The organism is Christensenella sp. MSJ-20 (genome assembly GCF_044357945.1).
In the GTDB taxonomy this organism is placed as follows: Bacteria; Bacillota; Clostridia; order Christensenellales; family QAND01; genus QAND01.
On record NZ_CP076563.1, the window covers coordinates 1519884 to 1546863 of the forward strand.

The 26980-nt window shown below is 55.9% G+C and carries 29 protein-coding genes and 2 tRNA genes; 20 read left to right on the forward strand and 11 right to left on the reverse strand.

The features are described 5' to 3' along the window. Positions 1-49: 49 nt before the first annotated feature. Positions 50-514 carry a hypothetical protein gene (locus KP626_RS07725; RefSeq protein WP_395976424.1) on the forward strand — a complete coding sequence of 155 codons (465 nt, stop codon included), beginning with the start codon at positions 50-52 and terminating at the stop codon, positions 512-514. Positions 515-520: 6 nt separating this feature from the next. Here the strand turns inward: KP626_RS07725 and KP626_RS07730 are convergent, their stop codons facing one another. Next, entirely contained in the window at positions 521-1036 is a 516-nt protein-coding gene (locus tag KP626_RS07730) for a nitroreductase family protein (RefSeq protein ID WP_395976426.1), read from the reverse strand. Positions 1037-1155: 119 nt separating this feature from the next. On the opposite strand from KP626_RS07730, the gene KP626_RS07735 reads away from it, so the two are divergent. Both KP626_RS07735 and KP626_RS07740 read left to right on the forward strand, forming a co-directional pair. Then, positions 1156-1845: an RluA family pseudouridine synthase gene (locus KP626_RS07735; RefSeq protein ID WP_395976428.1), complete on the forward strand. Its 690-nt coding sequence runs from the start codon at positions 1156-1158 to the stop codon at positions 1843-1845. Between the two features lie 7 nt (positions 1846-1852). Then, complete coding sequence (locus tag KP626_RS07740) at positions 1853-2269, forward strand: GtrA family protein (protein ID WP_395976430.1); 417 nt, start codon at positions 1853-1855, stop codon at positions 2267-2269. 154 nt (positions 2270-2423) lie between these two features. On the opposite strand, the gene KP626_RS07745 is transcribed toward KP626_RS07740, so the two are convergent. Further along, positions 2424-3194, reverse strand: coding sequence for a 6-phosphogluconolactonase (locus KP626_RS07745; RefSeq protein ID WP_395976432.1), 771 nt, complete (start codon positions 3192-3194; stop codon positions 2424-2426). Positions 3195-3310: 116 nt separating this feature from the next. Then, the gene (locus tag KP626_RS07750) at positions 3311-3823 is read right to left on the reverse strand and encodes a zinc ribbon domain-containing protein (RefSeq protein WP_395976434.1); all 513 of its coding nucleotides are present in this window, start codon (positions 3821-3823) and stop codon (positions 3311-3313) included. Positions 3824-4039: 216 nt separating this feature from the next. Between KP626_RS07750 and vanG the strand changes: the two genes are divergently transcribed. The 4 genes from vanG (at position 4040) to KP626_RS07770 (ending at position 8055) form a co-directional block, all read left to right on the forward strand. Next, the gene (gene vanG, locus KP626_RS07755; protein WP_395976436.1) at positions 4040-5086 is read left to right on the forward strand and encodes a D-alanine--D-serine ligase VanG; all 1047 of its coding nucleotides are present in this window, start codon (positions 4040-4042) and stop codon (positions 5084-5086) included. 97 nt (positions 5087-5183) lie between these two features. After that, entirely contained in the window at positions 5184-6002 is an 819-nt protein-coding gene (vanW, locus tag KP626_RS07760) for a glycopeptide resistance accessory protein VanW (RefSeq protein WP_395976438.1), read from the forward strand. A gap of 193 nt (positions 6003-6195) precedes the next feature. Next, the gene (locus KP626_RS07765; protein WP_395976440.1) at positions 6196-7440 is read left to right on the forward strand and encodes a BTAD domain-containing putative transcriptional regulator; all 1245 of its coding nucleotides are present in this window, start codon (positions 6196-6198) and stop codon (positions 7438-7440) included. A gap of 135 nt (positions 7441-7575) precedes the next feature. After that, on the forward strand, positions 7576-8055 hold the full coding sequence (locus KP626_RS07770; protein WP_395976442.1) for a hypothetical protein: 480 nt from the start codon (positions 7576-7578) through the stop codon (positions 8053-8055). Between the two features lie 56 nt (positions 8056-8111). On the opposite strand, the gene KP626_RS07775 is transcribed toward KP626_RS07770, so the two are convergent. The 3 genes from KP626_RS07775 to KP626_RS07785 all read right to left on the reverse strand — a co-directional run bounded on the left by KP626_RS07775 (position 8112) and on the right by KP626_RS07785 (position 13105). Continuing rightward, entirely contained in the window at positions 8112-9128 is a 1017-nt protein-coding gene (locus KP626_RS07775) for a ketopantoate reductase family protein (protein WP_395976444.1), read from the reverse strand. Between the two features lie 135 nt (positions 9129-9263). Then, complete coding sequence (locus tag KP626_RS07780) at positions 9264-10928, reverse strand: ammonium transporter (RefSeq protein ID WP_395976446.1); 1665 nt, start codon at positions 10926-10928, stop codon at positions 9264-9266. Between the two features lie 86 nt (positions 10929-11014). Beyond that, positions 11015-13105 (reverse strand): glutamine synthetase III, encoded by a 2091-nt coding sequence (locus KP626_RS07785; RefSeq protein WP_395976448.1) that lies wholly within the window; start codon positions 13103-13105, stop codon positions 11015-11017. 357 nt (positions 13106-13462) lie between these two features. On the opposite strand from KP626_RS07785, the gene KP626_RS07790 reads away from it, so the two are divergent. From KP626_RS07790 to KP626_RS07850, 13 genes are all read left to right on the forward strand, one after another. Beyond that, positions 13463-14551: a hypothetical protein gene (locus KP626_RS07790; RefSeq protein WP_395976450.1), complete on the forward strand. Its 1089-nt coding sequence runs from the start codon at positions 13463-13465 to the stop codon at positions 14549-14551. Beyond that, complete coding sequence (locus KP626_RS07795) at positions 14551-16056, forward strand: glutamate synthase-related protein (RefSeq protein ID WP_395976452.1); 1506 nt, start codon at positions 14551-14553, stop codon at positions 16054-16056. The genes KP626_RS07790 and KP626_RS07795 overlap by 1 nt, the downstream gene beginning before the upstream one ends. Positions 16057-16060: 4 nt before the next feature. Further along, complete coding sequence (gene purC, locus KP626_RS07800; RefSeq protein ID WP_395976454.1) at positions 16061-16783, forward strand: phosphoribosylaminoimidazolesuccinocarboxamide synthase; 723 nt, start codon at positions 16061-16063, stop codon at positions 16781-16783. A 1-nt stretch (position 16784) separates the two neighbouring features. Further along, positions 16785-17501: a glutamate synthase gene (locus tag KP626_RS07805; RefSeq protein WP_395976456.1), complete on the forward strand. Its 717-nt coding sequence runs from the start codon at positions 16785-16787 to the stop codon at positions 17499-17501. 13 nt (positions 17502-17514) lie between these two features. Next, positions 17515-18834 (forward strand): glutamine synthetase family protein, encoded by a 1320-nt coding sequence (locus KP626_RS07810; protein ID WP_395976458.1) that lies wholly within the window; start codon positions 17515-17517, stop codon positions 18832-18834. Positions 18835-18862: 28 nt separating this feature from the next. After that, complete coding sequence (locus KP626_RS07815) at positions 18863-19432, forward strand: ANTAR domain-containing response regulator (protein WP_395976460.1); 570 nt, start codon at positions 18863-18865, stop codon at positions 19430-19432. A 56-nt stretch (positions 19433-19488) separates the two neighbouring features. Next, the gene (gene guaA, locus KP626_RS07820) at positions 19489-21012 is read left to right on the forward strand and encodes a glutamine-hydrolyzing GMP synthase (protein WP_395976462.1); all 1524 of its coding nucleotides are present in this window, start codon (positions 19489-19491) and stop codon (positions 21010-21012) included. Positions 21013-21044: 32 nt separating this feature from the next. Next, positions 21045-21779: an NAD(+) synthase gene (nadE, locus tag KP626_RS07825; RefSeq protein ID WP_395976464.1), complete on the forward strand. Its 735-nt coding sequence runs from the start codon at positions 21045-21047 to the stop codon at positions 21777-21779. Next, positions 21776-22951, forward strand: a complete 1176-nt coding sequence (locus KP626_RS07830; RefSeq protein ID WP_395976466.1) for an LL-diaminopimelate aminotransferase — start codon at positions 21776-21778, stop codon at positions 22949-22951. The genes nadE and KP626_RS07830 overlap by 4 nt, the downstream gene beginning before the upstream one ends. A 589-nt stretch (positions 22952-23540) precedes the next feature. Then, positions 23541-24482 (forward strand): N-acetylmuramoyl-L-alanine amidase family protein, encoded by a 942-nt coding sequence (locus KP626_RS07835; protein ID WP_395976468.1) that lies wholly within the window; start codon positions 23541-23543, stop codon positions 24480-24482. 13 nt (positions 24483-24495) lie between these two features. Beyond that, positions 24496-24843 carry a hypothetical protein gene (locus tag KP626_RS07840; RefSeq protein WP_395976470.1) on the forward strand — a complete coding sequence of 116 codons (348 nt, stop codon included), beginning with the start codon at positions 24496-24498 and terminating at the stop codon, positions 24841-24843. 13 nt (positions 24844-24856) lie between these two features. After that, a complete protein-coding gene (locus tag KP626_RS07845) occupies positions 24857-25114 on the forward strand; it encodes a phage holin family protein (protein WP_395976472.1) in 258 nt (85 codons plus the stop codon). A 1-nt stretch (position 25115) separates the two neighbouring features. Further along, positions 25116-25361, forward strand: a complete 246-nt coding sequence (locus KP626_RS07850; protein ID WP_395976474.1) for a hypothetical protein — start codon at positions 25116-25118, stop codon at positions 25359-25361. Between the two features lie 161 nt (positions 25362-25522). On the opposite strand, the gene KP626_RS07855 is transcribed toward KP626_RS07850, so the two are convergent. The 5 genes from KP626_RS07855 to rpsR form a co-directional block, all read right to left on the reverse strand. Continuing rightward, positions 25523-25825, reverse strand: a complete 303-nt coding sequence (locus tag KP626_RS07855) for a type II toxin-antitoxin system RelE/ParE family toxin (RefSeq protein WP_395976476.1) — start codon at positions 25823-25825, stop codon at positions 25523-25525. Further along, on the reverse strand, positions 25815-26081 hold the full coding sequence (locus tag KP626_RS07860) for a type II toxin-antitoxin system prevent-host-death family antitoxin (protein ID WP_395976478.1): 267 nt from the start codon (positions 26079-26081) through the stop codon (positions 25815-25817). The genes KP626_RS07855 and KP626_RS07860 overlap by 11 nt, the downstream gene beginning before the upstream one ends. A gap of 289 nt (positions 26082-26370) precedes the next feature. Then, positions 26371-26461 (reverse strand) — tRNA-Ser (locus KP626_RS07865). 35 nt (positions 26462-26496) lie between these two features. After that, a tRNA-Ser gene (locus KP626_RS07870) sits at positions 26497-26584 on the reverse strand. 127 nt (positions 26585-26711) lie between these two features. Continuing rightward, on the reverse strand, positions 26712-26969 hold the full coding sequence (rpsR, locus tag KP626_RS07875; protein ID WP_395976480.1) for a 30S ribosomal protein S18: 258 nt from the start codon (positions 26967-26969) through the stop codon (positions 26712-26714). Between the last annotated feature and the right edge of the window lie 11 nt (positions 26970-26980).

Here is a 26980-nt window from a genome sequence, read left to right on the forward strand (position 1 = left end):
GGCGGCTGCATATGCATAGAGGGAAAACGATTGGCGGAGGTGGAAAAGGGTGTCATTCTATCATATGCTGCTGTTTTGCCTCTGCGCCGCCGCCATGCCGCAGCTCAGCGGAGCCCTGCCCGATGGGACGGAGCCGCCGTCCCGGGCGCTCCTATCCCTAGGTATCGGATGCATGGCGTTTGCCCTGGGCGGCTATGCCATGGGATCCATGGTGACCGTGGATCCACCGCTGCTGGCGGGCATCGTCGCGCTGGGGGTATCCATCACCTGGGGATTTGGTATCTTGTTCCATCCCGCGTATGAGCCCAAGGGGCCCCGCCATTGGCCTGCCTATTGCCTGAGCTTTGCCACCGGCATTCTGGGGATGATTCTGCCGCCCGTGATTTTAATCCCATGCTTTTACCAACTGTTTACCGTGCTGTTTCGCTGGCTCTCCCGGGAAAAGCTGCTTTCGGGGTGCCTGGGCCTGGTCCTGTTCTTAAGCGGCGTTGCCCTGTGCCTTCTCCCCGGATAAAGGGGGCTAGTAGGCTTCAAAATGAACGGCGTCCGGCTCATATAGGCCCTTAGGGGCGGGGGACTCGTCGGGATAGCCCAGGGATAGCACCGCATAGGGATCCACATCGCTGGGAATGGACAGCAGCTCGCGAAGATAATCCATTACCTGGGGCCGGGGATAGCTGGCAAGCCATACGCCGCCCAACCCAAGGCCATGGGCGGCCAGCAGGATGTTCTCGCAGGCAGCCGCCACTCCATGCTCGCTGTTGTCGTGAACGGGGCGCTGGTCCTTTTTCCAGTCCACACAGGCCACGATGGCCAGGGAAGCGCCCTTTAAACAGGCATGCCCGGGAGCGGCCAGGGACATCCGCGCAAGGGTATCCCGATTTTGTACCACAACAAACTGCCAGGCCCGGCTGTTTCCCGCGGTAGGGGCGTGGAAGCCGCAGAGCAGCAGCTTTTCAATGAGTTCCCGTTCTACTGGACGGTCCTGGTATTTGCGGACGCTGGCCCTTTTCAAAATGCATTCGATGGCATCCATGGGGATCCCTCCTAAATCTGATATAATATATAAAAACAGTATATCATATTTTAGGATGAAATAACCCTGGGGTGACGGGTGGAGAAAAATGAAGTAGAATACCCCAGAGAGGGATGGGTATGAAGCGAAACGAATACCGGATTCTATTACAGGCGGAGGATCTGCTGGCGGTGGACAAGCCGCCGGGGATTCCCACCGTGGGGCGAGATGGCCTGGAAACGTGGGTCAAGGTGAACTTCCCCGGGTTTCGGCCCTGCCACCGGCTGGACGCCATGACCGGTGGGGTGGTGTTATTTGCCAAGGGCGCCGCCTACCAGCATGCGACCGCCCTGTTTCTTGAGCGGAGAGTGGAAAAAAGGTATTGGGCGTTGACGCAGGGTCGGGTGGCTTCCGGCATCTATACCCATTATTTGGAAAAATGTGCGGGTGGTATGGTACGCGCCGCCAAGACCCGATCTCCTCGGGGGAGGACCGCCGTGGCGGAGTTCAAAACCCGGTTGGCACAGGGAGATCTAGCCTTGGTACGGTGTCTGCCTCACACCGGGCGTACCCATCAGCTGCGGGTGCAGCTCAGCGCCTTGGGACATCCCATCCTGGGGGACGACCGATATGGGAACAGGGAGTTCAACCGGGCATATGGCGCCCGGTATCAAGCCCTTTGGGCCGATACCCTAATCCTTCCCGATTGGAACGGGAGACCCATTGCGTTGCATTCCAGGCCCTATTTTCCCCATAAGGCCCTCCAAAAACTGGGAATAGAACCGGACTTTTTTGACCATCCTGTGGATGGTGATGGAATTGGAGAATAACATGGGTATGGATCGCATCAGATCCCTCTGTCGAGAATATCGAGAGATCCTTTTATATGTGATATTTGGCGCACTGACCACCGGGGTCAACTATGCCGTCTATTTTCTATGCCGCCGGCTGTTGGGGGTGGAATATGTGGCTGCCAATGTTTTGGCTTGGATCGGCGCGGTTACCTTTGCCTACTTGACCAACCGCCGCTTTGTGTTCCAGAGCCGGACCCGGGGCGCGTCGGCGGTGTTCCGGGAGGCCGTGCGGTTTTATCTGGCTCGGGTTGCTACCCTGTTGATGGAATCCGGGCTGCTGGTGCTGGCGGTGGAGGGATTCCGCCTTTCGGATACCCTGCCCAAAATCGGAGCGGGGGTACTGGTGATCCTGGTCAATTACATCCTCAGCAAATGGCTGGTCTTTCGCAAAAAAGCCTAAGTAGGAGGAGAGGGCCGCTATGGAAGAAGGATGATCCGGCAAAAGAGGTATTTTCCTCTCTGCTTGGTACGGAGAGGCCTACCGGATGAATTGGCTCCATGCCCATGGATCGATAGCAAAAAGCCCCGCAAACGCGGGGCTTTTTTGATTGTGGCTATTTGATGATGGTACCGTCGGGATTGACCCGGCCGATGATGCCCTCGGCAGCCTCCCGATCCATATACCACAGGCAGTTGGGATGCATCTGGAGAATGGAGGCGGGGACGTCCTCGGTGACGGGGCCCAGGATCGCGTTGTAGGTGGCCTGGGCTTTGCTGGCGCCCACTGTAATGGGGAAGGTGAAGCGGGCATGCATCACCGTTTTTAATCCCATGGTCATGCCATAGAAGGGGCCGTAGCTGGGATCCACGCCGTGCTGGGGCGCGGTGCGGATATCCTCCACGATTTTATCGGATACCCGGGTAACGTGCATACCCTTGCCGAAAGGGGTGCCGGGCAGACAGAACCCGATGTGGGCGTCGGAACCGATCCCCAGCTCCTGCAGGCCGATGCCGCCCAGCATCTGGATCTTCCGCTCGTATTTCTCGCATTCGGCGTCGGGATCCTCAGGAGTGCAGCTGGGAAGCATGCCGTGCTCCTCATCCAGGCCCAGGCCCTCGTAGAGGGGGCGCATGGAGTGGTACATGGTAAGCTTTTTGGGGCAGGGATTGGGGGTCACGAATTGATCCACGTTGGCGGTGCGCAGGTTGGACGTATCAAAGGGGCTCTTTTTATACTTCTCCACCACCAGTTGATGGATGGGGCCGGTGGTAGTGCCGGTGCAGCAGCCGATGATGCTGGTGGGATGGGCGATGGCGTAATTGACCCATACCGAGGCGGCGGCCTCAAAGCACTCTTCCTTGGAATCAAAGATTCGGATCCTCATGTTTTTACCTCCAAATGTATTTGTCCACTGGGACTCTATTCGTAAGTATAGCAGAAATCATAGGAAATTGGGAAAAACTCCCCCAAGAAAACCAAGCCCTTGCCAAAGAGGCTTTTTTAGCTTCGGCGGGTGCCGCACTCGGGGCAAAACAGGTTCGAGGGGCTCAGCTCGTTGCCGCAGTTTTTGCAGACGTTATGGTCGGCAGACGAGGATTCCCCACCCGCGTTGGGAGCTGGATCGGGCCGGTCCAGCTTGCGGTTGATTTCCCGAACCTCGGAGCGAATGGATAGAAACAGATAGCCCGCCTCGTATAACAGCCGAAGCAGTACCGGCGCAAGGACCAGAAACAACAGCCCTTGGAGCGGCTCCATGGTTAAGAGATAGAGTCCGGCGCAGAGGGCTGCCGTGGTGGACACGATATAAAGCGCCTTTAAAATGCCGCCCATCCAGAAGGTTTTAAAATTGAAAAAGTCGTGGATTTTCTGCATAGTGGGGGATAACTCCGCCCGTTTGTGGCTGGGGAGCACAGCTGTCATCAATACCGCGGCGGCGATGGCGCCCAGGACCAATCCAACCAGCAGGATAGAGGAGGGTTCATAGGAATAACTTACGAGCGGATACTTGGACATGGATGCCTCCCGGTGTGATTGATATCACTACAATAGCATGAAAGCCCGGCTCCCGCAAACCCGTAGCCGGGATAAACGCTTTCAAAAAGAGGCCGATAGAAAATCGTCACGGGAACGACAGATTGTGTTAAGAAATCGGCAAAGCCGTCGTCTAAAAGGAAGGATAGAATCAGGGTCAGTAAGGGCCCGCAGGCCCGGTATCGGAGGAGAGAGACCATGAGAAAGAAGCGGCTGGCCGTGCTGTTTGGCGGCTGTTCCAGCGAATACCCCGTATCCCTGCAATCGGCCTATGGGGTATTGACCCATTTACGGCCCGACCGGTACGAGGCCGTGCCGGTGGGCATTACCCGAGAAGGGAAATGGCTGTGGTACCACGGACAGCTGGATCGAATTCCCACGGATACCTGGTGGCGGGATGGCTCATGCACGCCGGTGGCCCTATCCCCGGTTCGTGGGCAGGAGCTACTGGAATTCCGGGAGGACGGCGTGCGTCAATCCCATTTGGATGGGGTGTTTCCGGTGCTGCACGGCCGAAATGGGGAGGATGGCACCGTACAGGGACTGATTGAGCTTGCAGGAATCCCTTTGGTGGGATGCGGCACCCTGAGCTCAGCCCTTTGTATGGATAAGGAGCTGGCCCATACCCTGGCCGGCGCAGCCGGCGTGCCGGTTCCTCCATCGGCGGTGATCTGGAACTGGATGGACTGGAAGCGGGTCACCGCACTGGCGTCTCGGCTGCACTATCCGTTGTTTGTAAAACCCGCCCGCGCCGGATCCTCCTTTGGCATCGCCCGCATTGTGGAGGAGAGTCAGCTGGAAAAAGCGGTGTCCGCCGCCTTTTCCCACGATGAGAAGGTCCTCCTGGAGGAGGAGATACCGGGCTTTGAGGTGGGATGTGCGGTCCTAGGCCGGGGGGAAAATCTGTTTGTTGGCGCGGTGGACGAAATCGAGCTTAAGGCGGATTTCTTCAACTACCGGGAGAAGTACGGTATGGGGGAATCGGCGATCCACGTGCCGGCTAGGATCGACCAGGGAACTACGGAACGGATCAAAGCGGCCGCCGCCCGTGTCTATCGGGCGTTGGATTGCCGGGGCTTTGCCCGGGTGGACCTGTTTTTAACCCCGTCGGGCCAGGTGGTGTTCAACGAGGTAAATACCATCCCGGGGATGACGCCCCATAGCCGTTTTCCAGGGATGCTGGCGGCAGCCGGCCTGGAGTTTTCCCAGGCGCTGGACCGCATTTTAGAGGAGGGGTTGGGATGACCCGCCAACTTTTTCGCAGGGGCGCCCCGCGCCGGGAGCATCCGGTGCTGGTAAACCGGCAATATCCCATCCGGCGGAAATCCGGAGAGGTGTGAAGATGGCAAGAAAGCGCTTAACTCAGGTTTTCCCCTTTTTGATTCCCCTCCGCGTATGGCAGCGCAAACGTTGCTTTTATTTAAAGATGAGGATGGACGGACGGAAATATGCCCGGGAGCGGGGGGATCTGCTTCCCTATATCGGCTTTGAGACCCGCTCTAGGATGCTCAATCCCGCGACCGGCGCGGATATGACCTACCAACAGAACAAGGTACATAACCTGAAACTGGCTGCCCGTATGCTCAATGGGGTGGTGATCCGCCCGGGGGAAACCTTCTCCTTCTGGCAGTTGGTACGGCATGCTGACCGGGAGGAGCCATACCGGGATGCGCTGACCCTGCGGGACGGAGCCATCGTGCCGGAATACGGCGGGGGTCTGTGCCAGCACAGCAATCTATTGTATTGGATGTTCCTCCACAGCCCTTTGAGCATAGTGGAGCGCCATGCCCATGGAATCAAGGCATTTCCCCTGCCGGATCCGGAGATTCCCGAAGGGGTGGACGCCACCGTGGGGGAGGGTTGGCTGGATCTTAAGGCTGCCAATGAGACGGGGCAGCCAATCCAGATCGAGATCGAGTTCATGGGGGAATACGTCTATGGACGCATTCGTCTCGCGGAGCCTCCCAAATACCGGCTGGAGGTCTTTACCCGGAACCTGCGATATACCCGGCTGGGGGAGGGCGTCCAACAGACCGTGGACGTTTACCGCAGGCGGGTGGATGTTCGTACCGGCCTGTGGCGGGAGGAGTTCCTCTACCATAACCGGTGTCTCGTCGGCTATCCGCTGCCGTCCCAGGTGCCGATATTGGAGGGGCCGTAAGCATAGACGGAGGCCAGCCATGTCCAACCGGCGGGTTTTTTGATAAAATCCTAGCGTTTCTTACATTTCCATTCAAATCATTCCAATATAGGAGCGGTTTTGGTTGCGGAATGGGCGGAATCCGGATATGATTAAGCTGTATTGCTAAAAAACTAATATCTAACGGATAAAACGCAGGATGGGAGAGAAACCGGTGGAAAACGGTCGTTTTATTGTGCGTATGCTGGGGGGATTTTCGGTCTATTACGGCGAGCGGCCCATCGTCTCGGAACGAAGCCGTAACAGCAAGGTAACCCAGCTTTTGGAGTATCTTTTGATGAACCGGCGGCGGGGGGTGCCCCAAGAGGAGTTGATCGAGGTCCTGTTGGCAGGGGAGGAAAGCGAGAGCCCCGCCAACGTGTTGAAAAATCTCATCTACCGCCTGAGGAAGCTGTTTATCGCAGCCGATTTACCGGGGGATAGCTGTATCTATTTTCAGAATGGATGCTATGGGTTTACCCAACAGATCCCCTGCTGGATGGACGTTGAAGCTTTTGAGGAGGCCATCGCCATTGCTCGGCGGACAGCGGATCGGGAGAAGAAATTTGGCGCCTATCTGGAGGCCATGGACCTGTACCAAGGGGACTTTCTCCCTAGGCTTCTGGGGGAAACCTGGGCCATGGTGCCGGCGGTTCGGTATCAGGATCTCTACCGGAGCTGCATTCAGGAGGCCTATGCGTTGCTGTCCCAGAGCAGGGAAATCAGCCGGCTGCTGGGCCCCATCCGGCGGGCCACTACCCTTTATCCCTATGATGAAAGCCTGCATATTCTATACATTTCCTGCCTGTTTCAGCTTCAGCGCTACAAAGAGGCGGTGGCGGAGTATGACAGGGTGGTCAACCTGCTGTTTGATGACCTGGGCGTTGGCCCCTCCGAGGAGCTCCAGGAGCTGTTCCAACGAATCACCGGCAAGATTCAGCCCCTGGCCAGCTCTTTGGATGCGATTCGTGAGGACATGAGCGAGGGAGAGACCCAAACCGGCGCATATCAGTGCAATTTTCATGACTTTACCTCCACCTACCGGTTTGTGGTACGGCATATCGAGCGCAGCGGCCAGTCCGCGTTTTTGATGCTGTGCAGCGTCACCCAGTGGGATGGCAGCGTCCCGGCAGGGGGTAAGGATTTGCGGGAGGTATCCAGGGCGTTTCAGGATGCGGTGCGGAATTCCCTGCGGCGGGGGGATATCTGCACCCGGTATAGTCCTTCTCAATTCTTGCTGCTATTGATGGATATCAACCAGGAGAACTGCAAGGTGGTGGCCAACCGAATCCGAGACCAGTTCTTGCGGAACATCCGCCGCCGGGACCTGCGCGTGCATAGCAAGGCGATTTCGGTGGTAGACATAGGCAAATCAATCGATCAGTCCGTCATTGGCACGGGCAATTTAAGCTGGCAATAGAAAGCAGCGATAAAATCCTCGGAGGAACGCCGGGGGTTTTGTTTTTTAATCGGGCTTTCTTGTAGGAAGATGTGACCGGAAATTTGACCGGCGGCTGTTATCATGTGCTTAAAAACAACATATGGTGTCGATAAAATGATTGGATTGCATGTTCCCAATAGGGTTATTATCTGTGTGGACCGGTGGGATAACGCCAACATAGCCGGGCGAATCTTTCACAGGCTTTCCCCACAGGCCGTTTTGTTTCAGGAAATCAATGAGCTTTTGCTTGAGATGGAAAAGCTGTTTGACCAGTTGGGGATCCCCCAGGCGTCTACGGAGAACAGATATTTTGAAACATACCAGCGCCAGGGCAGCGGCGCGGATGAAAAAAAACGTCAAAAGAGGGAGGAGTTGAGCCCCATGGCCAAGGATACCGCCCAGCAGAAGGGGAAGAAAGCGACTTTTGTAGTGCAGGTGCAGTACCGGCAAAACGCCACCTGGCAGGGCACGGTTGTTTGGACCGAAAAGGAGGAGACCAAGCGGTTCCGCAGCGCGCTGGAACTGCTCAAGCTGATGGACAGCGCCATCGCTCCCGATGAGGAAGAGAGCGCCCCTGCAACGAACGCGCAATAGAGGGATCAAAAAGGCTCCGGACGAGAGATCCGGAGCCTTTTTCTGCTGATGCGCTTTTAAAAAAGAGTCTGAAAGCGGTCTAGGTTGTCCTTTCGGGGAGCGCCTTCTCCTCGCTCCATCTCCTGGATGACCCGTACCACCATATCGTTAAAGGGGGTAGGCACGCCGTGCTGGCGTCCAAACTGACAGACAACCCCGTTGATGGCGTCTACCTCGCAGGGCTTCCCGTGTTCGATGTCCTGGAGCATGCTGGGCTTCAGCAGCCGGTGTTTTTTCATGGCGATGGGGATGATCCGGTAGGAGAGCCAGCGCTTTACACCGCCTTTTTTGAAATAGAGCAGCCTAACGATGTCCTTGCCCTGGACGGGAGCAAAGGTTACGCCGGCGGCATGGCCTACATCAATGCATTCTTTGATCAGGTATTGGGCAACCCGCCGTGCCCTGGGATCCTCGGAAACATCGCCAAAGGTTCCGCCGATGACGGTGCCCAGCCCGCTGAAGGCCGCGTTGATCAGGAGCTTGCTCCAGCGCACGCCCATAAAATTGTCCTCCACTTCCACCGGGCACATATGCTCCAGGATCCCCTTTACCAGCTTCAGTCCTTGGGATCCTACGCCTTCCATGGTGCCCATGCCGAAGGTAAGGCTGTCGGCTTCCGAGGTCAGCTGGGATACGCCGGGCGCCAACAGGGTAGCGCCCCAGGCGACGGTACAGCCTACCACCCGATCCTTTCCAATCAGCTCGGCGATGGCGGGCTCCGGAATGCCGTTTTGCAGGGTGCAGATCAACCCCGTTTCTCCCAGATAGGGCTTTAGGAAGGAGACCACCTCCGGGTTATGCAACTGTTTGGTCATAAGAAAGATTACATCGTATTCCCCGGACATCTCCTGGGGCAATAGGGCCTTCACCGGAACGGTAAGCTCCACCGTGCCCGTCACCCGGGCGCCCTGTGTCCGAAGGGCCTCTACGTGGGCTTGGTTGCGGTTGATCAGCTCGCAGTTCAGCCCAGCCTTGGTCAGATATGCGCCTAAAATGGTGCCAAGGGATCCGGCTCCATAGATCGCAATGCGCATGGAACACACCTCTTTTTGTTTTTGCTCATCTTAACAGAAGACGTCTCCCCATGCAAGGCCAGGCAAGGGAAAAACGGCAGGCGCCGATGCGGCGCCATACCGTTTCCTTTATAGCTTCTTGGTAGGAAAGGAAGCCTATTCCTCGTCCTGAAGAGCATCGTACCCCTCTTCCCCGGTGCGGACTTTGATGACGTTTTCCACATCATATACGAAGATCTTGCCATCGCCAATATTGCCGGTGTAAAGGGCTTGCTTAATGGTGGAGAGAAGCAGATCCAGGGGGATCTTGCAGATGACGATTTCCACCTTAACCTTGGGCAGGAGGGTAGTCTCCACCGGCACGCCCCGATAGTATTCCTGCTGTCCCCTCTGCATCCCCCAGCCCAGCACCTGGGTGACAGTGACGCCGGTGATGCCGATACCGTCCAGCGCGGCTTTCAAAGCCTCAAATTTACTCTGTCTGGTGACGATTACCACCTTGGTCATCTTGCTTCCTGGCCGAGAGTTATTTACTACGGGAATGGCTTCCTGGGGGGTGGGCACGGGAATGCTGTTTGCCGCCAGAAATGGGGCTTCCGATGCCGGCATAAAGTCAGCATAGCTGCTGGCGATGCCATGCTCATGGATATCCAGGCCATCCAATTCCTCCTCCCGGGAAACCCGGAGGCCAATGGTTTTCCCGATGACCAGAAACACCAAAGTCATGGTAACGCCTACCCAGGCGGCTACCGACAAAACACCTAAAAGCTGTATTCCTAAAAAAGCAAATCCTCCGCCGTAGAAAAGACCGCCATCCAGGGCGAAGACTCCGGTGAGGATGGTTCCGGTAGCTCCGCACAACCCATGCACGCCAATGGCGCCCACCGGATCGTCGACTTTCAGCCCCTTGTCAATCCATTCGATGCCGTATACCACCACAAAGGCGGCGATAAGGCCAATGAAGAAGGCGCCTATGGGGGAGACCAAATCGCAGCCCGCGGTGATGGCCACAAGGCCCGCTAAAGCACCGTTTAGGGTCATGGAGACATCGGGCTTCCTGAATCGTAACCAGGTGATGATCATGACTGCGGTAGCCGCCGTGGCCGCGGCGATGTTGGTGGTGACAAAGATGTTTGAGGCCGAAAGGATGGCGTCATCTCCCGTCATGGATATGGTGGAACAGCCGTTAAAGCCGAACCAGCAGAACCACAGGATAAATACACCCAATGCACCCAGGGTCAGGCTGTGGCCGGGGATGGCTCGGCTGGAACCGTCCTTTGTATATTTTCCAATCCGTGGTCCTAGCATCTTAGCGCCAATGAATGCTGCAATACCGCCCACCATATGAACGGCGGTGGAGCCAGCAAAATCATGGAACCCCAGCTGGGACAACCAGCCGCCGCCCCAGATCCAATGGCCCGAAATGGGATAAATTACAGCGCTGATGATCAAGCTATATACCAGATAGGCGGAAAACTTGGTGCGCTCAGCCATGGCACCCGAGACGATGGTAGCGGCTGTTGCGCAGAACACCGTCTGGAAAATTACAAAAGCACTGGTAGGAAATGCACCGCTATAATCTCCCTGAATAAAGAGGTCCAGTCCTCCAATAAAAGGGCCGTCCCCAGCGAACATCAGACCGAATCCCAGAAGCCAGAAAACCAAGGTCCCAACGCAGAAATCCATGAGATTTTTCATGATGATATTGCCTGCATTCTTGGCTCGGGTAAATCCGGTCTCCACCATGGCAAATCCTGCTTGCATAAAGAACACCAGTACAGCGCCGACAAGAACCCAAATGGTATCGACAGCAGAAAACATAGAGCATTCCTCCTTTTAGAATAAAAAAGGCGTACACCCGCCAACCATGGTTGGTCAGGTGCACGCCTTTGTGCGCGATGGTCTATCTAGTTGACGCTATACAGCATCTCCCCATAGGTGGGAAGCGGCCAATCCTCTTTCGCCACCAGGGTTTCCAACTCATCCACCACCAGCCGCAGTTCCGACATGCGGCTGAAGATCTCGCTCCGATAGAACCGGGCTAGGGAGAGCTGATCTTCCGACTTTTTGGTTTCCAAAAGGGCGCTCTCCAGAGCGGTGAGCCGGCGAAGGAGACAGGCGGACAGTCCAGACAGCCGTTCCAACCGCTGCTCCTCCAGGGCGGTATCATAGGCGCCACAGGCCTTTTTTGTTGCCAGCAATCCAGCGAGTTTGTTCTGATAGGCAATGCAGGCAGGGATGATTTCCCGGTTGACCAAATCCACCATGGTCAGCGCTTCGATGTGCAGGGTTTTGCAGTAGTTCTCCAACAGAATCTCGTAGCGGGAGCGGATCTCGGATTCGGAAAACACGTGGTGTCGGATAAAGACATCCATGTTCTTCCGGGATACCAGGGCAGGCAACGCGTCCACGGTGGTCTTCAGATTGGAAAGCCCCCGGCGCTCCGCCTCCTGTACCCATTCGTCGGAATAGTTGTTGCCGTTGAAGATGATACGCTTATGGGCGGCAATGGTCTCCCGGATGAGGTCGCCCAGGGCTCCCTTGAAATCGTCGGTGTTTTCCAGGATATCGGCAAATTGACGCAGGCTTTCGGCCACCACCGTATTCAGCACGATGTTGGGCCCGGCGATGGAAAAAGCGCTGCCCAGCATGCGAAACTCAAACTTATTGCCGGTGAAGGCAAAGGGCGAGGTGCGGTTCCGATCGGTGGTATCCTTGGGGAAATGGGGCAATACCGTGGCGCCAATCTCCATCTCGTACTGCTGATGGCCATGGTAGTCGGCTCCGGTTTCCAAAGCGGTGAGGATCTCCATCAGCTCATCCCCCAGAAACATGGAGACGATGGCGGGGGGCGCTTCGTTGGCCCCCAGCCGGTGGTCGTTTCCGGCGCTGGCCACCGACACCCGGAGCAGCTCCTGATAGTCGTCCACCGCCTTGATGACCGCCACCAGGAACAGCAAAAACTGGGCGTTCTCGTAGGGGGTATCCCCTGGCTCCAGCAGGTTGACGCCGGTATCGGTGGAGATGGACCAGTTGTTATGCTTGCCGCTGCCGTTGATGCCGGCAAAGGGCTTTTCGTGGAGCAGGCAGACCAGGCCATGGCGGCTGGCGATGCGCTTCATCAGCTCCATGGTGAGCTGGTTGTGGTCGGTGGCGATGTTGGTGGTACCGAAGATAGGGGCCAGCTCGTGCTGGGCGGGCGCCACTTCGTTGTGCTTGGTTTTGGCGTAGACCCCCAGCTCCCATAGGGATTCCTCCAAATCCCGCATAAAATCGGATACCCGGGGCTTCAGGCTGCCAAAATAATGATCGTCCAGTTCCTGGCCCTTGGGAGGCCGGGCTCCAAATAAGGTCCGGCCGGTGTAAACCAAATCGGGCCGGCGGCGGTACATCTCCTGATCGATGAGGAAATACTCCTGCTCCGGGCCCACGGTGGTAATGACCCGCTGGGCCGGCGTGCTGCCAAACAGCCGCAGAATCCGCATGGCCTGACGGTCCATGGCCTCCATGGAGCGCAGGAGGGGGGTCTTTTTATCCAGCGCTTCCCCGCTGTAAGAGCAGAAAGCCGTGGGAATATAGAGGGTACCGTCCTTTAAAAAGGCGTAGGAGGTGATGTCCCATACGGTATAGCCCCGGGCCTCAAAGGTGGCCCGCAATCCGCCGGAGGGAAAGCTGGAAGCGTCGGGTTCTCCCCGAACCAGCTCCTTGCCCGAGAACTCCATGATGGCTCCGCCGCCCTCCTGAGGGGAGAGAAAGCTGTCATGCTTCTCCGCTGTAACCCCCGTCATGGGCTGGAACCAGTGGGTAAAGTGAGTGGCGCCCTTTTCCACTGCCCAGTCCTTCATGGCGCTGGCTACCACGTTGGCCACGTCCAGCTCCAGATGGGTGCCCTGGGAGATGGTTTTTTTCAGGGCCTTGTATGTATCCTTGGGCAGTCTGGCGCGCATGACGGCGTCGTTAAACACCATGCTGCCGAATACGCTGGGTACGTCTCTCATTTGGATCACTCCCATTCTAGGATAATGAAGAAAGGCGCCGTGGACCCGCGTCCACAGCGCCTTTGCTGTTATGGCCCCAATATAGCGCGCAGGCGCCGGGTTGTCAAGGGGGAAAACCAGGAAAAATGAAAAAAGTGTTTTTCTATCCTGCATATACTGGGCATTCGATTGGGAAAAAGAAAAGAAATTGCAACATATTGAATAAATTATTTCAAATTTTCGTTGACAAGAAAACGCGGCTATTGTATAGTGAGTGCGTTGAACAAAGGCGTTCATCAAACCGCACAGGCGAGGATAGATTTCTTTGCCGGCTGCGCGGGTTGATGAGCGCCTTTTTCGTTGAATGGAGGGAATGCTATGCGAGAGGGACAGGTGCGGATTCCGTCGGGATGCGCCATTTCAGGGATTATCGACCGCAGTGGAACGCCAATGAGCGGAGAGGCGATCATCCAGTCCATCTCCCGGATGCATGACCGTGCCAACGGCCTGGGAGGAGGGTTTGCCGCCTATGGGATCTATCCGGAGTATAAGGAATATTACGCGTTCCATATCTTCTATGACGATCCATCCGTCAAGCGCGCCTGCGAGGAATTTTTGGAACGGCATTTCGACATCATCAACCTCTCCAAAATTCCTACCCGGAAGGTGCGGGAGATCACCGATGAACCCCTGATCTGGCGGTATTTCCTGCTGCCTCTGCCTACCCGTCTGGCGGATAGCCAGCTAAGCGAGGGGGAGTATGTGATCAAATGCGTCTTCCGCATCAATATCCAGATCAAAGGCGCCTACGTCTTCTCTTGCGGCAAAAATATGGGGGTCTTTAAGGGCGTGGGATATCCCGAGGACATCGGCCGCTTTTACCGGTTGGAGGAGTACCAGGGCTATTGCTTTACCGCCCATGGCCGGTATCCCACCAACACGCCGGGCTGGTGGGGCGGCGCCCATCCCTTTGCGCTGTTGGACTACTCGGTGGTGCACAACGGGGAGATCTCCTCCTATGACGCCAACCGCCGCAGCATAGAGATGTACGGGTACACCTGCACGCTACAGACCGATACGGAGGTGATCACCTATCTCATCGATTACCTTCATCGGAAGCGGGGGCTCACCCTTTCGGAGACGGCGTCGGTGCTGGCGGCTCCCTTCTGGCAGGAGATCGACCGGATGCCGGAGGCGGAGCGGGCGCGGTATTCCTACCTCCGCAACGTATATGCCGCCCAGCTGATCACCGGGCCTTTTTCCATCCTGGTGGGCTTTACGGGGGGCATGATGGCCCTAAACGACCGGCTGAAGCTGCGCAGCATGGTGGTGGGGGAGAAGGGCGATCGGGTGTATATCGCCAGCGAGGAGGCGGCCATCCGGGCGGTGGAGCCGGAGCTGGACGGCGTCTGGTCTCCAGAGGGGGGACAGCCGGTGATTGTGGAACTATATGGGAGGGAGACATGATGGCGCTGGATCTTTTTTACCCCCGGTTTGACGTGGTGCGGAATCGGGAACGCTGTACCCTTTGCGGCGCCTGTATCAGCCAGTGCGCCAACGGCGTGCATAGCAGAGCGGAGGACGGGCGGGAGATGCTTGCAGATCCCACCCGGTGCGTCAACTGCCAGCGCTGTGTGGCCCTGTGCCCCACCCGAGCGCTGAAGGTCGTTAAGAGCGATAACGCCGTCCAGGAGAACGCTAATTGGAGCGGGAAAGCCATCCGGGAGATCTACCGCCAGGCGGAGAGCGGCGGCGTATTGCTCTCCAGCATGGGCAATCCCGCGCCCTATCCCGTTTATTTTGACAGGATGCTGCTAAACGCATCCCAGGTAACCAACCCCTCCATCGACCCGCTTCGGGAGCCCATGGAGACCCGGGTATTTCTGGGGCCCAAGCCCCAGGCCATCAGCCGGGACGCGTCGGGGCAAATCGAAAGCCGCCTCCCGCCCTATCTGAGCCTGTCCATGCCGGTGATGTTTTCCGCCATGAGCTATGGCTCCATCAGCTATAACGCCCATGAGAGCTTGGCCCGGGCGGCGGAGGAACTGGGGATTTTCTACAACACCGGGGAGGGAGGACTCCATGAAAATTTATACCGCTATGGGAATCATACCATTGTACAGGTAGCGTCCGGCCGGTTTGGGGTGCATCCAGATTACCTCAACAGCGGCGCAGCCATTGAGATCAAGATGGGCCAGGGGGCGAAGCCGGGCATCGGCGGCCACCTGCCGGGCGCTAAAATCGTAGGGGACATCTCCCGTACCCGGATGATTCCGGAGCACAGCGACGCAATCTCCCCGGCGCCTCATCATGATATCTATTCCATCGAAGACCTGCGGCAGCTTGTGTACTCCTTAAAGGAAGCCACCGGCTATCAAAAACCGGTAATCGTTAAGATCGCCGCGGTCCACAACGTGTCCGCGATCGCCAGCGGTATCGCTCGGAGTGGAGCGGATATCATCGCCATCGACGGGTTTCGAGGCGGCACCGGCGCCGCGCCCACCCGGATCCGGGATCACGTGGGCATCCCTGTGGAGCTGGCCTTGGCCAGCGTGGACAGCCGCCTTCGGGAGGAGGGGATCCGGGATCATGTCTCCCTCATCGTAGGAGGGAGCATCCGAAGCAGCACCGATGTGGTAAAGGCCATTGCTTTGGGTGCGGACTGCGTCTATATTGCCACCGCCGCTCTGCTGGCTCTGGGCTGCCACCTCTGCGGAAGCTGCCACACCGGGCGCTGCAACTGGGGCATCGCCACCCAGGTTCCGGAACTGGTCCAGCGGCTGGATCCAGACGTGGGAGCCCGTCGGCTGGTCAATCTGCTCGCCGCCTGGCAGCACGAGATCATGGAGATGATGGGGGGCATGGGGATCAATGCCATTGAGAGCCTGCGGGGAAACCGGCTGATGCTCCGGGGCATTGGTCTCAATCAAAAGGAACTGGATATTCTGGGCATCAAGCACGCGGGGGAGTGAACATATGAGCCAAGTATTGTATGAAGGAAAGTCCAAATTGGTATGCCAAGGGCCCCGGGAGGGCAGCCTGTTGATCCGCTATAAGGACACCGCCACTGCCTTTAATGGGGAGAAGAAAGCGGAGCTTTCGGGCAAGGGGGTGCTCAACGCCGCCATCTCCAACCGCATCTTCCAATATCTCATGGATCACGGGGTAGAAACCCATCTGATCCAGGTGGTGGACGATGTCTCCGTGGTGGTGCGGCGGGCGGAAATCATCCCGGTGGAGGTGGTGGTGCGAAACCTGGCTGCCGGAGGCTTCTCCCAGAAGTATGGCGTGCCGGAGGGCACGCTTCTAAGGAATACCGTGATGGAGTTCAGCTATAAAAGCGATGCCCTGGGGGATCCCATGATCAATCGAAGCCAGATTACCGCCATCGGCCTAGCCTCCCGGGAAGAGCTTCAGGAGATGGAGCGCCAAGCCCTTAATATCAATGAATTATTATGCAGGTTATTTGAGCGAATGGACATCCGTCTGGTGGACTTCAAGCTGGAGTTTGGCCGGGTGGACGGCCACGTGATCCTATGCGATGAAATCTCGCCGGATTCCTGCCGTCTTTGGGATATGGCTACCGAGGAAAAGCTGGATAAGGACCGCTTCCGGCGGGATCTAGGCGATGTTCTGGCGGGTTACCGGGAAGTTTTGAGACGGCTTGACGATGTTCTGCAAACCCCGGAGAGTGAATAAAATGGATCTTTATGCGGAGAATTTGGATTTTCAGGAGTTAAACCGCCGCATTCGGGATGCGGAGGAGGATGTACGGGTAACGGGATGTCTGGGCCAACGGTTTCTGGGCGCCGGGATCAAGGGAAAGCGCGTGTACATCCAGGGAACCCCGGGCAACGGATTGGGCGCCTACCTGGACGGAGGGGAAATCCACGTTATGGGCAACGCTCAGGACGCTGTGGGGGATACTATGAACGGCGGCAGAATCGTGATCCATGGCAATGCGGGGGATGCCTTGGGATACGCAATGCGGGGCGGTAGCATCTATGTGCGGGACAACGCCGGCTACCGCACCGGAATCCATATGAAGGAATACCGGGAGCATCGTCCGGTCATCGTGGTGGGAGGCAAAGCCGGAAGCTTCCTAGGGGAGTATTTGGCTGGCGGGCTCATCGTCGTTTTGGGAATGGGCGCCGAGGACATCCCGGTGGGCGGTTTTATCGGGACCGGCATGCATGGGGGCAGTATCTTTATCCGTACCCAGGGGAATCTTACCGGTCTGCCGGCGCAGGTCACCGCAGAGGTAGCGGATGGGGAGATGCTGGAGGAAATTCGACCCTATGTATCGGAATTCTGTATGCATTTTGGGATGGATGCAGACAAACTCTTAAAAGACCGGTATTATAGATTAAAAGCAAACGCCAGGAATCCCTACCGGCAGCTATATACCACGGAATGATGAGGTGGAATCCATGAACCATACGCAGAACGAAGTGATGCAGTTTGTGCGGGAGAACGACGTCAAATTCATCCGGCTGGGCTTTTGCGACCCCTTCGGCATCCAGAAGAATATCTCCATCATGCCGGAGGAGCTTGCCGATGCCTTTACCTACGGGGTGTCCTTTGACGCTTCCGCCATAGCGGGATTTCAGGATGCGGACCAGTCCGACCTTTTGCTGTTCCCCGATCCAGCCACTCTTACCGTCCTGCCCTGGCGGCCGGGCCCCGGCCGGGTGATCCGCTTTTACTGCGACATTAAAACCCCCGATGGCGCGGTGTTTGCCGGCGATACCAGATCCATGCTGAAACGGGTTGCCGCGCAGTACGAGGCCCTGGGCTATGTCTGCAAGGTGGGAGCGGAATGCGAGTTTTATCTGTTCCAGACCGATGAGGATGGCGAGCCCACCCAAAAACCCTTGGACCGGGGAGGCTATCTGGACATCTCTCCTTTGGATAAAGGGGAGAACATCCGGCGGGAGATCTGCCTATGCTTGGAGGAAATGGGGATCCAGCCCGAGGCCTCCCACCATGAGCAGGGACCGGGGCAAAATGAGATCGATTTTAAGTTTAGCGATGCTCTTTCCAGCGCCGACCACCTTTTGACCTTTAAATCGGTGGTCAAGGCCATTGCTGCCCGCAACGGCCTGTTTGCCTCCTTTTTGCCCAAGCCCCTGGCCAATATGGCGGGAAGCGGACTCCATGTAAACCTTTCCCTGGCCCAAAACGGGCTCAATATCTTTCGGAACGCGGCCCAGGGCCATTCCCCTGTGGCCGAGAGCTTTATCGCGGGGATCCTCCGCCGGGCTGCCGACATGACCCTGTTTTTGAACCCGCTGACCAATTCCTATGAGCGCTTTGGAAGCTTTGAGGCGCCCAAATACATCTCCTGGTCCCACCAGAACCGGTCACAGCTGATCCGTATTCCGGCAGCGGTGGGAGAGCGGGTGCGGATGGAGCTTCGCTCCCCCGACCCTGCCATCAATCCCTATCTTGCCTTTGCCCTGATCCTGTCGGCGGGGCTGGAGGGAATGGAGGACGGCCTTGCGCTGCCTCCCGCCGTGGACGGCAACCTGTTTGACGCCGAGGCGGGAGAAAAGGCGTTTCTGACGCCGCTGCCGGGGACCCTGGCCGAGGCCGTTTCCGCGGCGGAAGCCAGCCCCTTTGTAAAGGGCGTGGTTGGGGAACCGCTGCTGTCAAAATATCTGCTTCAAAAACGCCGGGAGGCGGAGGACTGCCGGAGGGCGGAGTCGATGGATGCTTTTACGCGAAAGCGGTATTTTCATCTGATCTGATTGCACCTTAAGGGAAGGCGGTGAGGATATGGAAACTGCGTTGATCGTGACCTGCAATGAAAAAAGCATCCCCTTTTTTACGGAGATGCTCAATGCGGCTTCCATCGACCAGATCACGGTCCTGCGGTCCTGCGGCGAGGCACGGCGGCTGCTCTTAGAGCGGGAGTTTGACCTGGTGGTGATCAACGCGCCCTTAAAAGACGAAACCGGGGAGAGCTTTTCCCGGCATGTGGCTGGAAGGGGAACCTGCCAGGTGATGCTCCTGGTGAACAGCGCCTATTTTGAGGAGGTCTCCGCCGCCACCGAGGAGGCGGGCGTACTGACCGTTTCAAAGCCCGTCAATAAAGGGGTGTTCTGGTCTGCCTTAAAGCTGGCCAAGGCCAGCTTTAACCGGCTTCGCTCCATGCGTAGGGAGAACAGCCAGCTCAAACAGAAGATCGAGGATATCCGCATCGTGGATCGGGCTAAATGTATCCTCATCTCCTATTTGAGCATGAGCGAACAGGAGGCCCACCGATACATCGAAAAACAGGCTATGGATCTGCGCACCACCCGGCGGGCGGTGGCGGAAAGCCTGTTGCGAACCTATGAGAGCTAGGACGGGCGTCACGGGCCGAAGGACCTCCTCGGCCCATGCTGCAAGGGAGGAAGACTATGAACGAACTGGTGTTGGTACTGGACTTTGGCGGGCAGTATAAAGAGCTCATCGCCCGAAGGGTGCGGGGGCTTTCGGTCTATTCCGAGATCAAGCCGGGCAATCTTCCTCTGGAGGAGATTCGGCGGCGCAACCCCATTGGGATCATCCTGACCGGAGGTCCGGCCAGCGTCTATCTGCCCGATTCCCCCAGGTGCGATCCCGGCATTTTTGACCTGGGAATCCCGGTGCTGGGCATCTGTTATGGCATGCAGCTGATGTGCCATCTATTGGGCGGCAGGGTGGAGCCCTGCATCCGCAGCGAATACGGAAGAGTCCAGGCGGAGATGGACACCGATTCTCCGCTGTTCCAAGGGTTGCCCCGGAAAAGCGCGGTGCTGATGAGCCATACCGATAGGGTGGTGGACCTGCCCCAGGGGTTTGAGGCCGCGGCCCATACGGCGGATTGCGCCGTGGCGGCCTGCCAGTGCCGGGAGCGAGGGCTTTATGGGGTACAGTTTCATCCCGAGACCGAGCTCAGCCAATACGGCGGCCAGGTTCTGGAACACTTTTTATACCGGATCTGCGGCGCCAAGGGAGACTATCATTTGGATGACTACATCCAGCGGGCTGTGGCCGGCATCCGTAACAGGGTGGGGGGCCGGCAGGTGCTGTTGGCCCTTTCCGGCGGGGTGGATTCCTCGGTATGCGCCGCCCTGCTCTCCAAAGCCATCCCGGGCCAGGCCACCTGCGTGTTTGTGGATCATGGCTTCATGCGCCTGAACGAGGGCGACGAAATCCAGCGGGCCTTTGCAAACAGCGAGATCCGTTTGATTCGGGTTAACGCGCAGGAACGGTTTTTGCGCAGGCTGGAGGGCATTCGGGATCCCGAGACAAAGCGAAAGATTATCGGAGCGGAATTCGTCCGGGTCTTTGAGGAGCAGGCCAGGGAGCTGGGCGCCATTCCCTATCTGGCCCAAGGGACCATCTATCCGGATGTCATTGAATCCGGTGGGGAATTGGGCGCCACCATAAAAAGCCATCACAACGTGGGCGGGCTTCCCACCGATTTGGCCTTTGATGGGGTCATCGAACCCCTTTCCGGCCTGTTTAAGGACGAGGTGCGGGAGCTGGGTAAACGGCTTGGGCTGCCCAGCTCCCTGGTGAACCGGCAGCCCTTCCCGGGCCCCGGCCTGGCCATTCGGATCATGGGAGAGGTTACCGAAAAAAAGCTGGATACCCTGCGGCAGGCGGATCATATCCTGTGCGATGAAATCGCTCGTCTACGGCGAAAGCCGCAGCAATACTTTGCGGTGTTGACCGATACCTATTCCGTAGGGGTAAAGGGGGACGACCGCATCTATGAGCCGGTGATTGCCCTCCGGGCGGTGACCACCAGCGATTTCATGACCTGCGAATATACCCCCATTTCCCATAGGGTGCTGGGACGGATTGCGTCCAGGATTGCCAATCAGGTGCCCGGGGTAAGCCGCGTGGTGTACGATATCACGTCGAAGCCTCCTGCCACCATCGAGTGGGAGTAGGCCATGCGACGCTTTAGAAAGGAGGTCCTATCATGCGGGACTATCGCCAGGAGACGGAAAAACGGATCGGATTTATCCGGGAGAGCCTAGCGTCGGCCGGGGCCCGGGGGATCGTCTATGGTAACAGCGGCGGTAAGGACAGCGCCCTTGTAGGCATTCTCTGCAAGATGGCCTGTGAGGATACTCTGGGAATCATCCTGCCCTGCGGATCCAAGCGCAACTATGAGGAGGATGCCCGGGATGCCATGGAGGTGGCGGCGCGGTTTGGAATCGCTGTCCGGACGTTGGACCTCACCAAAGTGAAGGAAGCGTTGGTACGCGCCATGGACGGCGTTGCCGTTCTATCGGCGTCCGCATCCGCCAATATCGGTCCCCGCCTGCGCATGACCGCCCTCTACGCCGTGGCGGCCAGCGAAAACCGCCTGGTGGCGGGCACCGGCAACCGTAGCGAGGGATATATGGGCTATTTCACCAAATGGGGGGACGGCGCTTATGATTTTAATCCCATCGCTGACCTCACCGTTACCGAGGTATATGAGTTTTTACGGTACCTCGGCGCGCCGGAATCGGTGATACAAAAAGCGCCGTCCGCCGGCCTGTTTGACGGCCAGACCGATGAGGGGGAAATGGGGATCGCCTACCGGCAGATTGATGCCTATTTGCTGACCGGGGAGGCGGACAGGGGGGCGTTGGATCGGATGGAGCGCTATCATGCTGCCAGCCAGCATAAGCGTCAACCGCCCCGGGTTTATGGAGGTCATGTATGAACATCAACCGTAACTATCATAATCTGGAGGAAAGCTACCTTTTTTCCACCATCGCCAGAAAAGTGGACGCATATGCCGCCCAGCATCCCGACCAAAAGGTGATCCGCCTAGGTATTGGGGACGTTACCCTGCCGCTGGTGCCGGCGGTGGTGGAGGCGGCTCAGCGCGCTGTTCGGGAGATGAGCCGTGCCGAGACCTTTCGTGGATATGGGGAGGAGCAGGGCTATGGATTTCTGCGGCAGGCCATCTGTGCGTACTATGCGCAAAAGGATGTAACGCTATCCCAGGAGGAGATCTTTATCAGCGATGGCGCCAAAAGCGATCTTGGCAATATCCTGGACATCTTTGCCGCCGGCAGCACGGTTCTGATTCCCAATCCGGTCTACCCCGTCTATGTGGATACCAACGTGATGGCCGGCAACCGGATCCTCTATGTCAACGGAACCGTGGAGAACCAATTCCTGCCTTTGCCGGATCCTTCGGTCCAGGTGGATCTCATCTATCTCTGCTCACCCAACAATCCCACTGGGTCGGTGTACAACGGGGAGCAGCTGAAGGCTTGGGTGGACTATGCCCTCAGTCAAAACGCCGTGATTCTCTTTGACAGTGCCTATGAGGCCTTTGTTCGGGATCCACGCCTGCCCACCAGCATCTATCAGATCGAGGGGGCGGAGCGGTGTGCCATCGAGTTTTGTTCCTTCTCCAAGACGGCGGGTTTTACCGGGATGCGGTGCGGGTATACGGTGATCCCCCAGGGATTGATTTGCGATGGAACACCCCTCAATGAACTGTGGCTTCGCCGGCAGACCACCAAGTTCAACGGCGTGTCCTATATCACCCAGCGCAGTGCGGAAGCCGCCCTTTCACCTGAGGGGCTGGAGCAGATCCGCCAGAATATCGATTATTATCTCTTTAACGCCGGACAAATCGCCCAAACCCTTCGGGAACTGGGGATCTGGTTTATGGGCGGGGAGAATTCGCCCTATATTTGGCTAAAATGCCCCAAAAGCATGACTTCCTGGGCGTTTTTTGACCATCTTTTGACCAAACTGGCCCTTGTAGGAACCCCCGGTACGGGATTTGGCGCCGGAGGAGAGGGGTTCTTCCGCTTGACTGGTTTTGGCAGTAGGGAGAACACCCTTGAGGCCATGGAGCGGTTGCGCGGGCTGTAAGAGCACAATCGAAGACGGTTGACTGCCATTCCAATAAAAAAACCCTCGCTTTTTGCGAGGGTTTTTTTATTGGAATGCTACTTGAATTCGCCCCGGTTTACCTCCAGATATTGTCCTTCTTTTACGGTGATATATTTTGCGGCCTCCGTGTTTCCGTTGGTTATTTTATGTAAGTGGATCTCCAATTATTGATAGTGGCAACAATGAAAACGGCAATTGGGTCAAATTTTCGGACGGCACAATGATTTGTTCCAACAAGATTAGTGCTTCGGTCGCTGCGACAACATCCATTGGCAACATCTATTATGGCTATGCTCCCGCTATCTCCTTCCCTCAACCATTTATTTCCAATCCGGTTGTAACGATGGGGCTTGAAGATAACGATTTTATAAGTGTTGCTTTTTATGGGCTAAACGAATCCGGAACGGGGCAGTACAGGTTATATGTGTATTCGCCGAACTCTTTGACCAAAACGATAAGCTACTATTATATTGCCATAGGCAGATGGAAATAGGTCATACAACAATAAACAAACCAATAAAGGCGGAGGATTCTTTCGTCCTTTATCACGGAATAAGGAGGAATATTGATGGTGCCAATTAGAAACATGCTTGTGCCTGAAAACAAGTATGGGATTAAGTGTCCCTATACTATGACTGCAACCCGAATCATCGTTCATAATACGGCAAACGACGCTTCGGCTGAAAACGAAGCCTTGTACATGGCCCGAAACAACAACGAAGCCAGCTTCCATGTAGTAATAGATGACAAAGAGGTAATCCGGTGCATTCCCTTTACCCGCAATTCCTGGAATGCGGGTGATGGGAATGGGGTAGGAAACCGCCAGGGGATCGCCATTGAAATCTGTTATAGCAAAAGCGGCGGCGAGCGGTTCATCCAAGCCGAGAAGAACGCCGCTGAATATATCGCGATGCTGCTAAAAAGCTACGGCTGGAGCATCGATAAGGTGACCAAGCATCAGGATTACAGTGGCAAATATTGTCCGCACCGTACTTTGGATATGGGCTGGCAGCGATTCCTGGACATGGTAACTGGGTATATGGGGGGTGAAGTCCCACAGCCTACTCCCGTTCCTAGTACAAAGGAGATTGATGCATTTTATCGAGTCCGCACCCAGAAGCATGGCTGGCTACCGGAGGTATGTAACCTTGCAGACTATGCTGGGTGGGAGGATAGCCCCATTACCGATGTGGCCATCGGGGTGTCCCATGGGTCGGTAAAGTACCGGGTGCATGTGATGGGTGGCGACTGGCTCCCCTGGGTAACTGGATACAACATCAATGATATCGTGAACGGTTACGCCGGTAATGGGAAGGTGATCGACGCCATTGAGGTGTATTTCTATACCCCCGATGATATTCGGCCCTATCAGAAAGCCAAGTACCGCGTGGCTCCTGTGGGTGGCGGGTATTACGCCTTCCAGTACGATAGCGAGACCACGAATGGCCAGGATGGATATGCTGGGCTGTTTGGCAAGGCCATTGGCAAATTCCAGCTAACCATCGAATAGGGGGTGATTGGATGTGGAAGTAGCGTTGTCGATCCTCTCGGTTCTTGGGATCAATGGTATTTTGCTGTTCTTCATCAAGCGGTTCTTTGACAAGAAGGACAGCGAGGCGAAGGAGGAAAAAGCGGATAGAGACGCGCTAGTCAAAGAGGTGCGGACAGGCCTTGATACCATCCGTTTGTTGGCTTATGCCAGACTATCCGAGGAAATCGAGAGGTTGTTGAACAAGGGATACGCCACCCCATCGGAGCGGCGGATTCTGGAGGAGATGTTTTTGAATTACAAGGCCCATGGGTGGAATGGAGATATGGATTCTAGGATAGAGAGGGTTCATACCCTCCCCACCAAGGACTTGAAACATTAAGGAGGAATTTGTGATGAGTGACTTTACCCAGTTTATTACCGAGAACATGTACATTGTGGCGGCTGCCCTGTATGTGTTGGGGGTGTTTTTGAAATCCATCCCCAATATCCCAGACTGGACGATTCCCTTTATCCTGACCGCCATCGGCATTGCGTTTGGGGTAGCGCTGATTGGAGTCCCCCAGGGGATTTTGGAGGGCGTGCTTTGTGCTGGCGCTGCGGTTCTGGTAAATCAGATGGTTAAACAGGCCCAGAAAGCCAAAGAAGAATGAAATGTCCACGAGCTCTTTTGAAAAACAGTTCGTTGCAACTAAAGACGAAGAAGTTGACCGCTTGATTTTATGCTGGCAGCATGCCAAACCGATTACCCAAAACCTTTATTCCTTGGATGCTCAGATCAAGGCTGAAATGGCATTGCCAGAATTTAATCATCGGGTTATACTATTAGCGACAGAGCCCGACACGCCTCTCAATGATGCGGACCACGTCGGGCCATCTAATTTCAAAGAAGATGTGTGACGGTTCTGACACATCGGTAAAATAAAAATGACCGAGCGAAGAAGATGCGTGACGGTTCTGACACATCGGTAAAATAAAAATGACCGAGCGAAGAAAGGATATATAACCTATGAGTTATATCAATGAAAGCCCCCGGTCTATCCGGGGGCTTTTTTTGTTTGCTAGAATTGGCTCTTTGCGTATCTTACAGTCACAACAACAACTTGTTTCTTATCCTCGTCAATACGAAAAATGACGGTATAGTTTTTGATAAATAGCTGTCGGTATTTCCCGGAATAGATACCTTGCCGTCGTGTTGGACAACGATGTGGCATTTCTCTTAACGATAGGATTTCGTATTCAATGTTGTCAATCAACTGCATGGCAGTGTTGGGTTCCAACAGCGTCCCGGCAATATACCCGTAGATATCATCCAAGGCCCGCAATGCCTGACTTAAGAGGACAACATGATATTCACTTTCCAAAATGCTTCCTCCTTAAAGAGGCAAGGGCTTCCTTTGCATCATGGAGCTGCCCATCGTTTTGAAACTCTGTTTCCGCTTTTGAAATAGCGGAATCCGTTAAAAGAGTTTCCATCATTTCTTCGTAGGTCTCAATACTCATGACAACCAGATCACCATAGCCGTTTTTTGTGATAAAAACTGGTTCGCGCCGAGCGTGGCAAATGTCGGAGATTTCATTGGTGTTGCGTAGGTCAGTAATGGGCCGAATCTGGGGCATACTATAGCACCTCTCTTTCTGTACGTTATTATATCAGAATTATGTACAAAATTCAATCGAGTTATTTAAGATAAAGCAAGAAATCTATTTCTTTTTCTGTTGTGGGGCTCGGCGTTTGCTGGGCCCCTATTTTTATTTATACCACCGCATGGTTTCTGGGGAAATTCGCGTTGAAATAGCCGTTGAAATAGCAATCTGTTTTTCACCATTTTATACAACTTTTTCAGGCGCATTACACCATGAGAAGAGAAAAGAAAAGTGGCTTAAACCCTTTGTTTAAGCCACTTTCTGGCGGAGATGGAGAGATTTGAACTCTCGCGCCGGTAACCCGACCTACACCCTTAGCAGGGGCGCCCCTTCAGCCTCTTGGGTACATCTCCAGGCAGAATTAAAGGTAGGAAAACTCCCAACTGATTGGCGGAGAGAGAGGGATTCGAACCCCCGGTGCCAACGGCATCACTGGTTTTCAAGACCAGCTCCATAAACCACTCGGACATCTCTCCAATTTGATGCTCATATAATATATCAAATAAACGGGATGCCGTCAAGAAAATATGCCCATTTGGGAGGTTTCTATGCCATTTCCCAAGAAAAAAAGACGAAGCAAACGCTTCGTCTTTTTGTTTTTCCTTAGGCGTCCTGCACATAGGGCAGGAGGGCGATGGCCCGGCTGCGCTTGATAGCGATAGCCAATTCACGCTGATGCTTGGCACAGGTACCGGTCATCCGGCGGGGCAGAATCTTGCCCTTTTCGGAAATGTACCGGCGAAGCCGCGCGGTATCCTTATAATCGATAACGGCGTTTTTATCGGCACAGAAGGCGCACACCTTGCGGCGAGGCCGACGTCCACCCTGACGGGGCCGCCGTGCGGGTCTTTCTTCGTTCACGTGGAATCATC

What these genes read in the sequence shown, in the direction of transcription:
- KP626_RS07845 (WP_395976472.1), top strand. Translation starts at nt 24,857, where the DNA reads ATGAGTGACTTTACCCAGTTTATTACCGAGAACATGTACATTGTGGCG.
- KP626_RS07810 (WP_395976458.1), top strand. Translation starts at nt 17,515, where the DNA reads ATGAACCATACGCAGAACGAAGTGATGCAGTTTGTGCGGGAGAACGAC.
- KP626_RS07750 (WP_395976434.1), bottom strand. Translation starts at nt 3,823, where the DNA reads ATGTCCAAGTATCCGCTCGTAAGTTATTCCTATGAACCCTCCTCTATC.
- KP626_RS07860 (WP_395976478.1), bottom strand. Translation starts at nt 26,081, where the DNA reads ATGCCCCAGATTCGGCCCATTACTGACCTACGCAACACCAATGAAATC.
- KP626_RS07835 (WP_395976468.1), top strand. Translation starts at nt 23,541, where the DNA reads ATGGTGCCAATTAGAAACATGCTTGTGCCTGAAAACAAGTATGGGATT.
- purC (WP_395976454.1), top strand. Translation starts at nt 16,061, where the DNA reads ATGAGCCAAGTATTGTATGAAGGAAAGTCCAAATTGGTATGCCAAGGG.
- guaA (WP_395976462.1), top strand. Translation starts at nt 19,489, where the DNA reads ATGAACGAACTGGTGTTGGTACTGGACTTTGGCGGGCAGTATAAAGAG.
- vanG (WP_395976436.1), top strand. Translation starts at nt 4,040, where the DNA reads ATGAGAAAGAAGCGGCTGGCCGTGCTGTTTGGCGGCTGTTCCAGCGAA.
- KP626_RS07730 (WP_395976426.1), bottom strand. Translation starts at nt 1,036, where the DNA reads ATGGATGCCATCGAATGCATTTTGAAAAGGGCCAGCGTCCGCAAATAC.
- KP626_RS07830 (WP_395976466.1), top strand. Translation starts at nt 21,776, where the DNA reads ATGAACATCAACCGTAACTATCATAATCTGGAGGAAAGCTACCTTTTT.
- KP626_RS07815 (WP_395976460.1), top strand. Translation starts at nt 18,863, where the DNA reads ATGGAAACTGCGTTGATCGTGACCTGCAATGAAAAAAGCATCCCCTTT.
- nadE (WP_395976464.1), top strand. Translation starts at nt 21,045, where the DNA reads ATGCGGGACTATCGCCAGGAGACGGAAAAACGGATCGGATTTATCCGG.
- vanW (WP_395976438.1), top strand. Translation starts at nt 5,184, where the DNA reads ATGGCAAGAAAGCGCTTAACTCAGGTTTTCCCCTTTTTGATTCCCCTC.
- KP626_RS07740 (WP_395976430.1), top strand. Translation starts at nt 1,853, where the DNA reads ATGGATCGCATCAGATCCCTCTGTCGAGAATATCGAGAGATCCTTTTA.
- KP626_RS07790 (WP_395976450.1), top strand. Translation starts at nt 13,463, where the DNA reads ATGCGAGAGGGACAGGTGCGGATTCCGTCGGGATGCGCCATTTCAGGG.
- KP626_RS07850 (WP_395976474.1), top strand. Translation starts at nt 25,116, where the DNA reads ATGTCCACGAGCTCTTTTGAAAAACAGTTCGTTGCAACTAAAGACGAA.
- KP626_RS07780 (WP_395976446.1), bottom strand. Translation starts at nt 10,928, where the DNA reads ATGTTTTCTGCTGTCGATACCATTTGGGTTCTTGTCGGCGCTGTACTG.
- KP626_RS07735 (WP_395976428.1), top strand. Translation starts at nt 1,156, where the DNA reads ATGAAGCGAAACGAATACCGGATTCTATTACAGGCGGAGGATCTGCTG.
- KP626_RS07775 (WP_395976444.1), bottom strand. Translation starts at nt 9,128, where the DNA reads ATGCGCATTGCGATCTATGGAGCCGGATCCCTTGGCACCATTTTAGGC.
- KP626_RS07805 (WP_395976456.1), top strand. Translation starts at nt 16,785, where the DNA reads ATGGATCTTTATGCGGAGAATTTGGATTTTCAGGAGTTAAACCGCCGC.
- KP626_RS07770 (WP_395976442.1), top strand. Translation starts at nt 7,576, where the DNA reads ATGATTGGATTGCATGTTCCCAATAGGGTTATTATCTGTGTGGACCGG.
- KP626_RS07745 (WP_395976432.1), bottom strand. Translation starts at nt 3,194, where the DNA reads ATGAGGATCCGAATCTTTGATTCCAAGGAAGAGTGCTTTGAGGCCGCC.
- KP626_RS07795 (WP_395976452.1), top strand. Translation starts at nt 14,551, where the DNA reads ATGGCGCTGGATCTTTTTTACCCCCGGTTTGACGTGGTGCGGAATCGG.
- KP626_RS07785 (WP_395976448.1), bottom strand. Translation starts at nt 13,105, where the DNA reads ATGAGAGACGTACCCAGCGTATTCGGCAGCATGGTGTTTAACGACGCC.